The 12174-nt window shown below is 28.3% G+C and carries 20 protein-coding genes; 15 read left to right on the top strand and 5 right to left on the bottom strand.

Annotated features, from left to right (window positions below; all coding sequences use genetic code 11):
- Positions 1-7: 7 nt before the first annotated feature.
- Entirely contained in the window at positions 8-415 is a 408-nt protein-coding gene (locus LEQ07_RS01775; RefSeq protein ID WP_046822080.1) for a hypothetical protein, read from the top strand.
- 45 nt (positions 416-460) lie between these two features.
- Here the strand turns inward: LEQ07_RS01775 and LEQ07_RS20470 are convergent, their stop codons facing one another.
- Genes LEQ07_RS20470 through LEQ07_RS01760 form a run of 4 tightly spaced genes read right to left on the bottom strand, consistent with a single transcriptional unit; the run spans position 461 to position 1515 of the window.
- A complete protein-coding gene (locus tag LEQ07_RS20470) occupies positions 461-670 on the bottom strand; it encodes a manganese catalase family protein (protein WP_332842834.1) in 210 nt (69 codons plus the stop codon).
- Positions 655-1032, bottom strand: a complete 378-nt coding sequence (locus LEQ07_RS01770; RefSeq protein ID WP_332842833.1) for a manganese catalase family protein — start codon at positions 1030-1032, stop codon at positions 655-657. The genes LEQ07_RS20470 and LEQ07_RS01770 overlap by 16 nt, the downstream gene beginning before the upstream one ends.
- Positions 1033-1048: 16 nt before the next feature.
- On the bottom strand, positions 1049-1312 hold the full coding sequence (locus tag LEQ07_RS01765; RefSeq protein WP_021429956.1) for a spore coat protein CotJB: 264 nt from the start codon (positions 1310-1312) through the stop codon (positions 1049-1051).
- Positions 1312-1515, bottom strand: coding sequence for a spore coat associated protein CotJA (locus LEQ07_RS01760; RefSeq protein WP_021429821.1), 204 nt, complete (start codon positions 1513-1515; stop codon positions 1312-1314). Before LEQ07_RS01760 ends, LEQ07_RS01765 begins: the two co-directional genes overlap by 1 nt.
- A gap of 273 nt (positions 1516-1788) precedes the next feature.
- Here LEQ07_RS01760 and LEQ07_RS01755 point away from each other — a divergent pair, with 273 nt between their 5' ends.
- The 12 genes from LEQ07_RS01755 to LEQ07_RS01700 all read left to right on the top strand — a co-directional run bounded on the left by LEQ07_RS01755 (position 1789) and on the right by LEQ07_RS01700 (position 10657).
- Entirely contained in the window at positions 1789-2649 is an 861-nt protein-coding gene (locus tag LEQ07_RS01755) for a tRNA 2-thiocytidine biosynthesis TtcA family protein (RefSeq protein ID WP_046822082.1), read from the top strand.
- Between the two features lie 127 nt (positions 2650-2776).
- Positions 2777-3085, top strand: a complete 309-nt coding sequence (locus tag LEQ07_RS01750; RefSeq protein WP_263329306.1) for a 3'-5' exonuclease — start codon at positions 2777-2779, stop codon at positions 3083-3085.
- Positions 3086-3406: 321 nt separating this feature from the next.
- Positions 3407-3784, top strand: coding sequence for a hypothetical protein (locus LEQ07_RS01745; RefSeq protein WP_263329305.1), 378 nt, complete (start codon positions 3407-3409; stop codon positions 3782-3784).
- 152 nt (positions 3785-3936) lie between these two features.
- Positions 3937-4950 (top strand): PTS sugar transporter subunit IIC, encoded by a 1014-nt coding sequence (locus LEQ07_RS01740; RefSeq protein WP_046822084.1) that lies wholly within the window; start codon positions 3937-3939, stop codon positions 4948-4950.
- Positions 4951-5166: 216 nt separating this feature from the next.
- Entirely contained in the window at positions 5167-5325 is a 159-nt protein-coding gene (locus LEQ07_RS01735) for a hypothetical protein (protein WP_263329304.1), read from the top strand.
- 166 nt (positions 5326-5491) lie between these two features.
- A complete protein-coding gene (locus LEQ07_RS01730) occupies positions 5492-6331 on the top strand; it encodes an MORN repeat-containing protein (protein WP_263329303.1) in 840 nt (279 codons plus the stop codon).
- 81 nt (positions 6332-6412) lie between these two features.
- Entirely contained in the window at positions 6413-6838 is a 426-nt protein-coding gene (locus tag LEQ07_RS01725) for an NfeD family protein (RefSeq protein ID WP_046822086.1), read from the top strand.
- Positions 6839-6851: 13 nt separating this feature from the next.
- Positions 6852-7790 (top strand): SPFH domain-containing protein, encoded by a 939-nt coding sequence (locus LEQ07_RS01720; protein WP_046822087.1) that lies wholly within the window; start codon positions 6852-6854, stop codon positions 7788-7790.
- Between the two features lie 117 nt (positions 7791-7907).
- A complete protein-coding gene (locus LEQ07_RS01715; RefSeq protein ID WP_046822088.1) occupies positions 7908-8813 on the top strand; it encodes a S8 family peptidase in 906 nt (301 codons plus the stop codon).
- A 96-nt stretch (positions 8814-8909) separates the two neighbouring features.
- Positions 8910-9413, top strand: coding sequence for a 3'-5' exonuclease (locus LEQ07_RS01710; RefSeq protein WP_046822089.1), 504 nt, complete (start codon positions 8910-8912; stop codon positions 9411-9413).
- Positions 9414-9596: 183 nt separating this feature from the next.
- Complete coding sequence (locus LEQ07_RS01705; protein ID WP_263329300.1) at positions 9597-10235, top strand: serine/threonine-protein kinase; 639 nt, start codon at positions 9597-9599, stop codon at positions 10233-10235.
- A 2-nt stretch (positions 10236-10237) separates the two neighbouring features.
- Complete coding sequence (locus tag LEQ07_RS01700) at positions 10238-10657, top strand: hypothetical protein (protein WP_263329299.1); 420 nt, start codon at positions 10238-10240, stop codon at positions 10655-10657.
- A gap of 245 nt (positions 10658-10902) precedes the next feature.
- Here LEQ07_RS01700 and LEQ07_RS01695 read toward each other — a convergent pair whose 3' ends face one another.
- Entirely contained in the window at positions 10903-11073 is a 171-nt protein-coding gene (locus tag LEQ07_RS01695; RefSeq protein WP_035114423.1) for a 4Fe-4S binding protein, read from the bottom strand.
- Positions 11074-11380: 307 nt separating this feature from the next.
- Between LEQ07_RS01695 and LEQ07_RS01690 the strand changes: the two genes are divergently transcribed.
- Complete coding sequence (locus LEQ07_RS01690; RefSeq protein ID WP_263329295.1) at positions 11381-11509, top strand: hypothetical protein; 129 nt, start codon at positions 11381-11383, stop codon at positions 11507-11509.
- Positions 11500-12168 carry a biosynthetic peptidoglycan transglycosylase gene (locus LEQ07_RS01685; RefSeq protein WP_263329294.1) on the top strand — a complete coding sequence of 223 codons (669 nt, stop codon included), beginning with the start codon at positions 11500-11502 and terminating at the stop codon, positions 12166-12168. The genes LEQ07_RS01690 and LEQ07_RS01685 overlap by 10 nt, the downstream gene beginning before the upstream one ends.
- Positions 12169-12174: the final 6 nt, after the last annotated feature.

Here is a 12174-nt window from a genome sequence, read left to right as displayed (position 1 = left end):
TGTAGTCATGTGCTTAATAACTGATTTTTACCAATTTAAATACAGTAAGAATAATTGCTATATAGAATTTTATATGGATAGAGATGCTGTTTTAAACATAGAGAACGCTCTAGATGAAAGATTAAGTAACTGTGTAACTAATAGAGATTCAGAATGTGCATATATGAGGTTAAAAGAGCTATTTGAAAATGCAAGGTTATCAAGTAACTCACAGTATGTAGAAATCAGAATGAATAAGTGTTATATGATTTATATATCTAATTTGCAGTTATATTTTAGAAACCAAGGGCAATATGCGGTTTTAGATGTGTTATATAAGTATTTACAGACATATATGGTTGGAGAATATGAAAGTTTAAATGTATTTAATATATTAGATGAAGAGACGAAAATAAGAGTTTTATCTAATGTTTAATAAAAATAAAGCAGGTTCTATTAAATAGAACCTGCTTTATTTTTATTAAAATGTTTTTTTACTTTCTTGATAATCATATACATCCATTAAAGCTTCTCCGAATCTTTGATAATGAACGATTTCTCTTTCACCTAGGAAACGAAGGACATTTCTAAGATCTACATCATCTGTTAAATTAGTAAGTTGATAATAAGTTGCTAAAGCTTTTTGTTCTGCAGCCATATCTTCATGTAAATCTGTTACTGGATTTCCCATAACAGCAATTGTAGATGCTGAAAAGGAACTCCATGAGCATCTGAAGGGAATATTCCAAACCCATTTTGTGCATAGCCTTCACCAAGGCCTGCTTTTTTTAGTTCTTCTGGAGTTGCATCTTGAGTAAGTTGATAAACCATACTGGCAATCATTTCAACATGAGCTAGTTCCTCAGTACCAATATCAGTTAAAAGACCCTTAGATTTACTTGTTGGCATAGTAAATCGTTGAGATAAATATCTTAAAGCAGCTCCTAATTCTCCATTAGGACCTCCAAATTGAGTAATTAAATATTTAGCCATTTTTAAATCCTTAGATTTAAGATTCACTGGATGTTGTAAAGTTTTTTGATATATCCACATAAAATTATCCCCCTATTTACATTTCATAAAATTTATTTTCCCAAGGCCATGGACCTTCTACCCATTGAAAGGGACTTTTACTTGGAGAGTATCCAAAGTTATTTAATGGTCCATATTTTTTTTCATAGTTAATTCTAGCTTTAGCAAGTTCTGAACATAGTTTGTTGTAAGTTGCTAATGCTCTTTCGTCTTCATTATGATTGTCTAGGTATAAGTTCATATCTAAACATGCAAAACAAAGTTCTTCTATATCTGTTAACATATCAGCACGTGTAGCCATTATCTTTTACCTCCATTGATTTTTTTCATATATCTATATAAATCTTTATTGTACATAGCAGATTCCCATAAATTTAATTCAGGGAATATAGTTCCATATTGAAGTGCTTTTGACAAATTATACATTTTGCCGAAAACTTGGTCATTTACATATGGTCTAGCTAATGCATCTCCACAATTTTTATTAACATTTCTAGTATTCACCAAAATTCCTCCAGTTCAAATGATGTATTTTAAAAGTTATATCTAAAGAACAGTTAAATTAACTGTATCTAATAGCATAATATTCATATGTAGCTAAAAAGTTACACAAAATTTATAAATTTAAAATACATATAATAAGTAGAAATTTGAAGATAATAATAAAAGAAAATGATTTTCTGGGAAATAATTAGATATAAAACATGAATATCTTGAACTAATATTGAGCTTTATGATAAAATAAGTTGCATGTTCACAAAAAAATGAGGTGATTGAATGAGCGAATTAGCAGGAAAAGGCTGCGAAATTATAGTTCCTTTTGATGAAAGACAGCCACTTAAAGATATTGAAAGAAGTATTGTAAAAAGATATAGAAAAAACTTATGGTCTAAGTTTATAAAGGCTATAAGAGCATATAATTTAGTTGAAGAAGGCGACAAGATTGCAGTAGCTATATCTGGAGGCAAAGATAGTTTGCTTATGGCAAAGATGTTCCAAGAGTTAAAAAGACATAGTCAAGTAAACTTTGAAGTCGAATTTATAGCTATGGACCCTGGATATCATAAAGATATAAGACAATTATTGGTAGATAATTGTGAATACTTAGATATACCTATCCATTTATTTGATTCAAAAATATTTGAAATTGCAGATGAAATAGCAAAAGATTATCCTTGTTATATGTGTGCAAGAATGAGAAGAGGAGCATTATACTCTAAAGCAGAAGAGCTAGGTTGTAATAAGTTAGCCTTAGGACATCATTATGATGATGTAATAGAAACGACAATGCTTAATTTATTATGCGCAGGTAACTTTAAAACAATGCTTCCAAAGTTAAAATCTACAAACTTTGATGGAATTGAAATAATAAGACCTTTATACTATATAAGAGAAGAACATATAGTTAGATTTATACAAAATAGTGGTATATGGCCTTTAAACTGTGCTTGTATGGTAGCGGCTAAAAAGACAGGTAATAAGAGGTATGAAATAAAAGATCTTATTAAAAACTTAGGAGATAACTTCAAAGATGTAGAAAAATCTATTTTTAAAGCTGCGGAAAATGTAAATATTGATTCAGTTTTAGGATGGCAACAGGATGGAGAAAAACATTCTTTCCTAGAGAGATTTGAGTAGGATGTACTTAGTACATCCTTTTTCTTTTAGATTGATATTAGTAAAAATCTATTATAAAATTATATTATGATAAATTTAATTAAGAGGTAAAATATATAGGTTTTATGCTTTAGAGAGGATGAAGGGGATGAAAAAAATATATATAGATTTTGAGATGAATATGTCAAATTCTAAATATGGAAGAGATATAAATAATGCTGATATTATTGCTATTGGAGCTGTAAAGTACGATACATCTACAAAGAACATTTCAAATTTTAAATCGTTAATAAAGCCGGTAAGCGAGATTGATATATATCCTCACATAGAAGAACTTACTAAAATAACCAATGAAGAAATTGCTAATGCCCCTACTTATGAAGAGGTAATGAGAGATTTTAAAAGATGGTTAGGTGAGTTTTCGAAAATAGAAGGTATTTATACTTTGGAAATCTAGATTTAACATGTTTTGCAAATACAGATCGAAGAAGTTCTAAAAAAATAACCATCCAAGGTTGTTAATAATATAAAGATTTATTTATGCATAAAAAGAATACTTAAATAAAGGTATTAGATGTATAAATTATATATCTTTAAAGAATTTACTTGAATATTCAAACGTTGAATTTGACGGAGAAGCACATGATCCTTTAGCAGATGCATACAATTTGCTTATATTAGATATGACATTATCTAATAAAAATGTATAAGAGAGTTATTAATTATAAAAGATTTAATAAAAAACCCTTTTATCGAAATTAATACAAATTTAGAATTTGTGTTTGAAGCTTATAAAGATAGCGTGCATACTAATAAAGAAAATGTAAATTTAGATGCCATCTCTATAGAGATTTTAAAAACTTTAAAACTATATATAAAGTCTATAATTGATTTAGATATATATAATATAGAGTATATAAAAGATGTGAGTAAAAAGTTATTTACATTTAATAGTCTTATTGATATAAAAGGGGGATATTTTTATCTTTTAGAAAATGTGTATTTAGACATGATGGAACTAATGGAGGATTTATCCTACTATAAGTTAAGTCAAGAGCAATATAAACAAGAATTGACTCAAATATTAGAATTATTTGAACAAGATCTAGAAGAAGAAAATTTAAATTTAGGAGAAGTTTTACAAGCCAGCTACTAAGCGTATTCTAGCCGTAGTTGGTTTGTTTTTATGTGTATAAAAAATATTATATATAATGGGAATATTTTGAAAATTATTGCTAAATACTTGGTTTTTGAATTATAATATAAGAAAAGGTTAGTATTTTTTAGACAAAAGAGGGGGCTTTAAAAATGGAAGTTATAAAAGGAACACTATTATTACTAGCGGTACTGACCGCATTTTCAGTATTTAGTTACAAGGCACCACATGGTATGAAAGCTATGGGAGCATTGGCTAGTGCAGCCTGTGCTACATTCTTGGTGGAAGCTATACAGTTTTCATTACTAGGAAATACTCTTGGAATTCCGTTTCTTAGTGAACTAGGATCAATAAATGGAGGGCTAGGAGGTTTAGTGGCAGCTTCATTAGTTATGTTAGCACTAGGCGTTTCTCCGGTATACTCAATGTTACTAGGAATAACTTGTTCAGGATTAGGAATACTACCAGGATTTATAGCTGGATATTTAATGTCATTTGCAGTTAAATATTTAGAAGAAAAAGTTCCTCCAGGACTTGATTTATTAGTTATGGTAATTGTAATGGCACCAATAACTAGATTAATAGGTGTATCTTTAGAACCTGTAGTAAATAGCACATTATTGACAATAGGAGAAGTAATAGCAGGGTCTACAGATTCAAGTCCAATAGTAATGGGATTAATAATAGGAGGATTCTTCACATTGATATCAACATCTCCATTAAGTTCTATGGCACTTACTGCTATGCTAGGTTTAACAGGAGTACCTATGGCTATAGCATCATTACCTGTATCAGCAACATCTTTTGCAAATTACATATTATTTAAAAAATTAAAATTTGGAGATACAAGAGATACTATATCTGTTGTAATTGAGCCACTAACACAGGCAGATATAATATCAGCAAATCCAATACCTATATATGTAACAAATTTTATAAGTGGAGCAATTGGAGGAGTCGTAGTTTCATCTATGGGGCTTATAAATAATGCACCAGGTACAGCTGCGCCATCTGCAGGACTTCCAGTTATGTTTGCTTTTAACCCAGCGAAAGAAGTTTTAATATGTATGGCTATATGTGCTGTAATAAGTTCTATTGTAGGATTTGCAGCAAGTTATATTTTTAGAAATCATAAGGTAGTTACAGCTGCAGAAATTAGAGGATAAATTTTATATAAACTAAATTAAGAATATATGGACTGTTTTGCAGTAAATTTATGTAAGTTTAATACATATTGCTTACAATTTTACTGCAAAACAGTCTTTTTTATGTTTTAGAAAATTATACTAAATAAAAAACATTATCTCCTGTCGTATAAATAAAATCATTTTTTGGACTTGTATATATAAACTTATATTATAAGAATATAAGGAGGACTATATATGGAAGGTATAAAAAGTTATTTTGAAATGGTATTTGTTATATTTATTACTTTATCAATGGCATTTATGGGAATTAAGTTATTACTATTTATTTTAGAAATTAGAAAGAATAAACACATAAAAAGCAAAAATGGATATAATGAAAAACAAATAATTTAAGAGGTGGGTATAGAGGTATTAAAAGAAATCAAATTGAGGATAGTGATAACTTAGTTAAAAGTACCAAAATAAGTAATAAAGATGATAAATATGAAATTTTAAAATATGATAATGGAGATACATATAAAGGTGAATTGGTGGACGGAAAAAGAAGTGGATTTGGAATTTGCATTTTGCAAATAAAGATAGATATGAAGGCTTATGGAAAGAAGATTTGATGCATAGTATAGGGAAGTATATTTATAGCGATGGCTCTGTTTATAGTGGGGATTTTAAATTTGGAGTTATAGAGGGTATAGGAATGTACATCTTTGCAAATAAGGATATTTACAAAGGTGAGTTTAGAAGTGGGAAAAGAGAAGGAAAAGGGCTTATTATATATAACAATGGAGATAAGTTTTCAGGAACTTTTAATGATGGATTAAGAGAGGGAAAAGGAAAGTATGTGTGTAATAATGGAGGAGTATTTGAAGGTGAATATAAAGAAGACAAATTAAATGGAAAAGGAACCTACTCATATGCTGATGGAAGTAAATATGTAGGTGAATTTAAAAATAATGTATATCATGGGAAAGGTGTATATACTAATGAATCTGGAGATATATATGAAGGCGAATTTAAATATGGATATAAAAAAGGATATGGAATATTAAAGTATAGAAATGGAGAAAGTTATAAAGGTTATTTTAAAGATGACCAATTTGATGAAAAAGGATTGTACATATATAAAGATAATTCAGTTTATGAAGGCGAATATACAAATGGAAAAAAATCTGGAGTAGGAACTTATACATGTGAAATTTATAGGTACATAGGAGAATGGGAAGATGATAAGAAAAGTGGAATAGGAACATATTATTTATTAAATGGAACAAAGGTTGAAGTTTGTATAAAAGATGAAATAATAATCAAAGGAGAGCTAATAAGAGAGAGTAAAGAAAATAAAGAGATAAAAAATATAGATATAAGCAAAAATGAAAAAGAGGTAATAAAAACATTTAAGTAGTTACAATAAGGCTACAAAGCATATACTATAATTACAAAGGTAATTAAAATAGGGTATAGTATACTTAAGGAGGGAGATTTAATGTTTTTAATATGGATTATAATAGGGATAGTATTACTTATAATTGAAGCTGTTACAGTAAGCTTTCTATCTATATTTTTCGCCATAGGCTGCCTTATAGCAGGGTTAGCATCATTTATAATACCTTCTTGGGGTGCACAAATCGTAATAATGTGTATTGTTTCAGGTATAGGAATTATATTTGGTAGAAGTGTACTTCAGAGATACTTTGAGGTAAATAAAGAAATAAAACCATCTACCATAGATGCTTTAATAGGAAAAACTGGTGTAGTAGTAAAAGATATTAGCTCAGAAGAGCCTGGATTAGTAAAATTAAATGGAGAAGTTTGGAGTGCAACATCAGTTAATTCAATAGAAATACCTAAAAATGCCAATGTAGTTGTTGAAAAAATAGATGGGGTAAAATTAATTGTAAAAATTGCATAAGGGAGGGTTTTAAATGTTTGCATCAATATTCTTTACAGTTTTAATAGTATTAGTTATAGTTTTAGCTTTTGCTACTATTAAAATAGTAAAACAATCAGAAGTTATTATAGTAGAAAGATTAGGAAAATATTGGAAAACAGGTGAATCAGGATTAAATATAGTTATTCCTATATTAGATAGAGTTGTTAAGAAAATAGATCTTAGAACTCAAGTTATAGATTCACCACCACAACCGGTTATAACTAAAGACAACGTTACAATGTCGATTGATACGGTTGTGTACTATCAAATTACAGATTCTTTTAAGGCAACTTACGAAATAGCTAATTTAGTTCAAGCTATAAGATATTTGACAACAACTACATTAAGGGATGTAATAGGAACTATGGAACTAGACAGAACGCTATCTTCAAGAGATGATGTAAATAATAAACTTAGAATCATACTTGATGAAGCTACTGATAAGTGGGGCGTAAGAGTAGAAAGAGTTGAAATTAAAAACATAGATCTTCCAGCGGATATAAAAGAAGCAATGGAAAAACAAATGAGAGCAGAGAGAGAAAAACGTGCAGTTATACTTCAAGCAGAAGGTACAAAACAAGCTGCTATAACTGAGGCACAAGGGCTTAAAGAGTCTCAAATATTAAAGGCAGAAGGAGAAAAGCAAACTGCTATACTTCATGCAGAAGCTAAGAGAGAATCTCAAGTTAGAATTGCAGAAGGGGAAGCAGAAGCAATCAATAAAATTGCAGAAGCAGAAGCAAATAGAGTTAGAATGGTATATGAAGCTCTTAAAAATGCTAATGTTGATGAGGCGATGTTATCTGTTAAATATGTAGAAGCATTAAGCGAAATGGCTAAAGGTGAAAATAAAGTCTTTATTCCGTATGAATCACAAGGGTTACTTGGAAGCATAGGAGCTATAAAAGAACTAATAGCTGATAAAAAGTAAATTTAAAGAATAAAAATGTCTTAAGGATTAAACCTTAGGACATTTTTTACGATTATCACAATATAACTTTAAATTGTATATAATTCAGTATGAATGTTATCAAAGGAGTTGTATTAGATGAGCAAAATGAGATTGCTTCCATACAAAGTAAATGAAGTTAGTAGAGAGACCAAAATAGTTTCCTATGGTGTAAAAATGATTAGAGCTGATAAATTTTGGGCTAAATCAAACCGTGGAAAAGGAATCACGGTAGCTATTATAGATACAGGTTGTGATGTTGAGCACAAAGCATTAAAAAATAATATAGTACACACACGAAACTTTACAAAAGATGATAACTCAAATAAAGATATAGCCAATGATTATGTAGGGCATGGAACCCATGTTGCCGGAATTGTGCTTAGTGTTGCGCCTGAATGTAGCCTTATGATTTTAAAGGCGTTAAATGGAGACGGAGAAGGAGAGTATAAGTGGATAATAAATGCTATTAATTATGCTATAACCAAGAAGGTAGATATTATAAGTATGTCATTAGGTGGATATACTGACGATGAGAATCTTCACAAAGCTATAAGGAAAGCTTCAAGTAATAATATATTAGTGGTCTGTGCAGCAGGAAATGATGGAGATAATAAATCTTCTACAAATGAATATTCTTATCCAGCTGCATATGGTGAGGTTATTTCAGTTGGAGCTGTAGATGAGAATGCCAAACCTGCATATTTTTCAAATAGTAATAATTTTTTAGATGTAATGGCTCCAGGAGTGGGTATTTTATCTACTTATAAAAATAATACGTATGCAATTTTAGATGGAACAAGTATGGCAGCCCCTCATGTTAGTGGAGCACTAGCTCTTATAAAGAATTATTCAGATGTAGCGTTTGAAAGAGATCTAAGCGAGTCAGAAATATATGCACAACTTATTAAGTTTACTTTAGACTTAAGTTATGATAAAAAGGTTCAAGGAAATGGATTAGTATTTTTAGAAAGCCCTAAAATTCCTAAAAAAGGATTTAAATAAATATTAAAACTAATTTTGTTATTGCTTTTCTTTTTTAATATATACTAAAATTTGATATAATTATAGATATAATTTTATGAAGGTGAGAGGTTTTATATGAAAAAAGAATTTATCGTAGTAGATTTAGAAACTACTGGTTTAGACCCATACAAAGGTTGTGAGATTATAGAGATTGGTGTAACTGAGATTGTAGATAATAAAATAGGTAGAAATTATTCGAGATTAATAAAACCTAAGGGAATAATTCCTACATTTATAAGTGATATAACGAACATAAGTAATGAAATGGTAGAAAATGAAAAAAGCTTAGAAGAAGTTTTACCTAAGTTCAGAGATTATGTAGGTGAAAAAACAATAATTGCACATAACGCTAAATTTGATTTAAAGTTCTTGAATTTTTATTTAGACAAAATGGGTCTAGAGCCTATTAATAATCATATATGTACTTTAGAACTTTTAAAGCAGAACAAAGAATATAAAGGGAAAAATAAAAAATTAGAAACTGCGTGTGAGTACTATAATATAGAAAATAAAAATGCACATAGAGCAGATAGTGATACACTAGCTACTGCAAAATTATTTCTTGAACTAAATAAGTAACAAAAAAACCCTTATGCTTAACTAAAATAGTATAAGGTTTTTAAGTATACAAAATTGAATTTGCTTTTTTAGTGTTTATTTATACTTAAAAATCATAGTATATATAAGTCATAAAAATGCAGAGTTAGGAGTGACAGTAATGGGGGTTATGATAGGAGTGTTTTTAGGTGGTGATACTATATTATGGATATAATTACTAATATAGACTTAAAAATAATAAAACCTTTAAAATCAGAAGGGGTTAATTCAAAGTTATATTTAGTTGAAGATAGTCAAATGGGGAGACAATTCATATTAAAGAAAATAAAAAATCATCTTTTAAAAATCCAGAAAAATGTTTTCGAAGAAACCAAAAAAATATGTAAAGCAAACCATCCAAATATAATAAAAATAAATCATGTATCATACGATGATGAAAATATATATATAACAATGCCTTATTATAAAAATGGATCATTATATCATTTATTAGAAACAAGAAATTTGACCATAAGAGAAATAAAAAACTATGCTTTAGATTTTTTATATGCTGTTGAGTATATACACAATATAGGAATTGCGCATTGTGATATAAAACCAAATAATATACTTATAAGTAATGAAAATAAAGCTGTATTAACTGATTTTGGTTCAGCTGTATATTTGAATAAAAATGGAGTTGGTAAATTAAGAAATGTTTACTATAAACATATAGCTCCAGAACAATGTAAGAGTACTGTTATAGATAGGAAAGTTGATATATATCAAATAGGTACAACTTTGTATAGGATGTGTAATGGGAACTTAGAATATAATAATCAATTAAAAAATATAAAGATATAAACATGGTTAAAGTAGCATCAGCATGTGGTAAATTCCCTAAAAGAAATAAATATTTACCTCATATACCTAAAGACATGATAAACATAATTGAAAAATGTATAAATGTAAGTCCAGAAAATAGATATGAAAATGTATCAGAGATAATTAAAGATATCAAATGTATAAATGAAAACTTGGATTGGAAATACGAATGTAGTGATGAAAATCATTATTTTACAAGAAAAAACAATGACAATACTAATATACAAATTATAGTTAGTGAGGATTCAGGTTATTGGAATATAAAAACTATAAGAGTTAATAAGGAAAGTAGAAAATACAATATATATAAAGGTTATTGTTATGAATATATAGATAGGAAAATAGATGCTTTTAAGGAAGTAAACAAAATAATAGCCTTACTTTCATACCGATCAAAGTAAGGCTTTTAAAGGGGTAAAATATATTATAAAAAGGGGTTTATTAGGGAATATATTTTATTTGGGGAGTAAAAATTTTAAGGTTATCAGGGGAATAACCTTCTTGAATAATAATATCAAGATTCGACAAATATGTCAACAATTTTCGACAAAAAAATATAAAATAAATCAAATTGAATTCTTAATTTAAAAATAGACAAAAAAAGAAAAGCTATTAGCTTTTCTTTTTTGTCTATTTTATTTATGTATTACTCTGGTTGAGGAGCATCAACAGGACATACGCTGTTGCAAGTTCCGCACTCTATACATATATCAGGATCTATAACGTATTTGTCATCTCCTGCAGATATACAGCTAACTGGACATTCTGGTTCACATGCTCCGCAGCTTATGCAAGCATCATTTATTTTGTAAGCCATAATAAATACCTCCTAAAATTTTGTTCAGATTTATTATACCCTAAAAAATCAAGTTTACACAAAAATTTCAAAATTTATATAAAATAATTTTAAATAATAAGAACAAAAAAACATAAACTAATATACAATTAAAGCTTTGATTTATTTGGCATAAAAGGTATAATTACTCATATATTTAAAAAGGAGAGAAAAAATGAGTTATTATGATGATGGAAATAATAAAATAAGGCGTAAAAAATTAGCTCTCATAATGTAAACTCAAAACTCAAGTTATTAAAAAAATAACATAAATAGAGCTGAGAATAGTATGAATTATGATAATAGAAAAGAATATACAAGTAGTGGGAAAAGAGTTGAAAAAGTAAGAGCTAAAAAGAAATTAAGAAATAAAAAGTTTTTAGGCGTGCTAAAAAAATCATTAATATTTTGCTTATAATATCATTTTTAGGAGCTATAGCTGGAAATGCATTAATGAATGTAATGTTTAGAAATACTCCTGAACTTACATATTCATATATGAGAGACAAGTCAATAAGTAGCGAATATGTAAGTATAAGTAAAATTCCTGTGAATTTACAAAATGCCATAGTTTCTATAGAAGATGAACGATTTTACGATAATAAAGGTGTAGATTATATGGCTTTAGCGAGGTCGATTATACACAATGCTTTCAGTAAATCTACACAAGGTGGAAGTACACTGGAAATGCAACTTTCAAAGAATCTTTTAACTACTACAGATCAAACTATAAAAAGAAAACTTAAAGATATGTACAACGCTAAGCAAATGAATAAACATATGAATAAGCGAGAAATATTAGAACTTTATTTAAATAATATATACTTAGGAAAAAGTTCATATGGAGTTGAAAAAGGAGCTAAAATCTATTTTGATAAAAATGTAAGTGAGCTCAATTTAGGTGAATGTGCATTATTAGCTGGTATAACAAATAATCCAGGGTTATATTCTACAGATTATGAAGCAGCTAAAAAAAGACGAGATATAATTTTATATAAAATGCAAGAATTAGGATATATAACTAAAGATGAATATGAGGCAACTAAAAAGCAAGAAACTCCAATGAATATAAAGTAAAAGAGG

The sequence above is a fragment of the Paraclostridium sp. AKS73 genome (genome assembly GCF_025671395.1).
Classification (GTDB): Bacteria; Bacillota; Clostridia; order Peptostreptococcales; family Peptostreptococcaceae; genus Paraclostridium; species Paraclostridium benzoelyticum.
The sequence above is the reverse complement of the archived record's forward strand: the minus strand, read 5'-3'. Positions and strand labels throughout refer to the sequence as shown.

Excerpts from the sequence above, each read along its gene's own strand:
- LEQ07_RS01770 (WP_332842833.1), bottom strand. The coding sequence starts at position 1,032 with ATGTGGATATATCAAAAAACTTTACAACATCCAGTGAATCTTAAATCT.
- LEQ07_RS01710 (WP_046822089.1), top strand. The coding sequence starts at position 8,910 with ATGAAAAAAGAATTTATCGTAGTAGATTTAGAAACTACTGGTTTAGAC.
- LEQ07_RS01725 (WP_046822086.1), top strand. The coding sequence starts at position 6,413 with ATGTTTTTAATATGGATTATAATAGGGATAGTATTACTTATAATTGAA.
- LEQ07_RS01750 (WP_263329306.1), top strand. The coding sequence starts at position 2,777 with ATGAAAAAAATATATATAGATTTTGAGATGAATATGTCAAATTCTAAA.
- LEQ07_RS01740 (WP_046822084.1), top strand. The coding sequence starts at position 3,937 with ATGGAAGTTATAAAAGGAACACTATTATTACTAGCGGTACTGACCGCA.
- LEQ07_RS20470 (WP_332842834.1), bottom strand. The coding sequence starts at position 670 with ATGGGAAATCCAGTAACAGATTTACATGAAGATATGGCTGCAGAACAA.
- LEQ07_RS01765 (WP_021429956.1), bottom strand. The coding sequence starts at position 1,312 with ATGGCTACACGTGCTGATATGTTAACAGATATAGAAGAACTTTGTTTT.
- LEQ07_RS01700 (WP_263329299.1), top strand. The coding sequence starts at position 10,238 with ATGGTTAAAGTAGCATCAGCATGTGGTAAATTCCCTAAAAGAAATAAA.
- LEQ07_RS01735 (WP_263329304.1), top strand. The coding sequence starts at position 5,167 with ATGGAAGGTATAAAAAGTTATTTTGAAATGGTATTTGTTATATTTATT.
- LEQ07_RS01690 (WP_263329295.1), top strand. The coding sequence starts at position 11,381 with ATGAATTATGATAATAGAAAAGAATATACAAGTAGTGGGAAAAGAGTT.
- LEQ07_RS01695 (WP_035114423.1), bottom strand. The coding sequence starts at position 11,073 with ATGGCTTACAAAATAAATGATGCTTGCATAAGCTGCGGAGCATGTGAA.
- LEQ07_RS01775 (WP_046822080.1), top strand. The coding sequence starts at position 8 with ATGTGCTTAATAACTGATTTTTACCAATTTAAATACAGTAAGAATAAT.
- LEQ07_RS01715 (WP_046822088.1), top strand. The coding sequence starts at position 7,908 with ATGAGCAAAATGAGATTGCTTCCATACAAAGTAAATGAAGTTAGTAGA.
- LEQ07_RS01705 (WP_263329300.1), top strand. The coding sequence starts at position 9,597 with ATGGATATAATTACTAATATAGACTTAAAAATAATAAAACCTTTAAAA.
- LEQ07_RS01720 (WP_046822087.1), top strand. The coding sequence starts at position 6,852 with ATGTTTGCATCAATATTCTTTACAGTTTTAATAGTATTAGTTATAGTT.
- LEQ07_RS01755 (WP_046822082.1), top strand. The coding sequence starts at position 1,789 with ATGAGCGAATTAGCAGGAAAAGGCTGCGAAATTATAGTTCCTTTTGAT.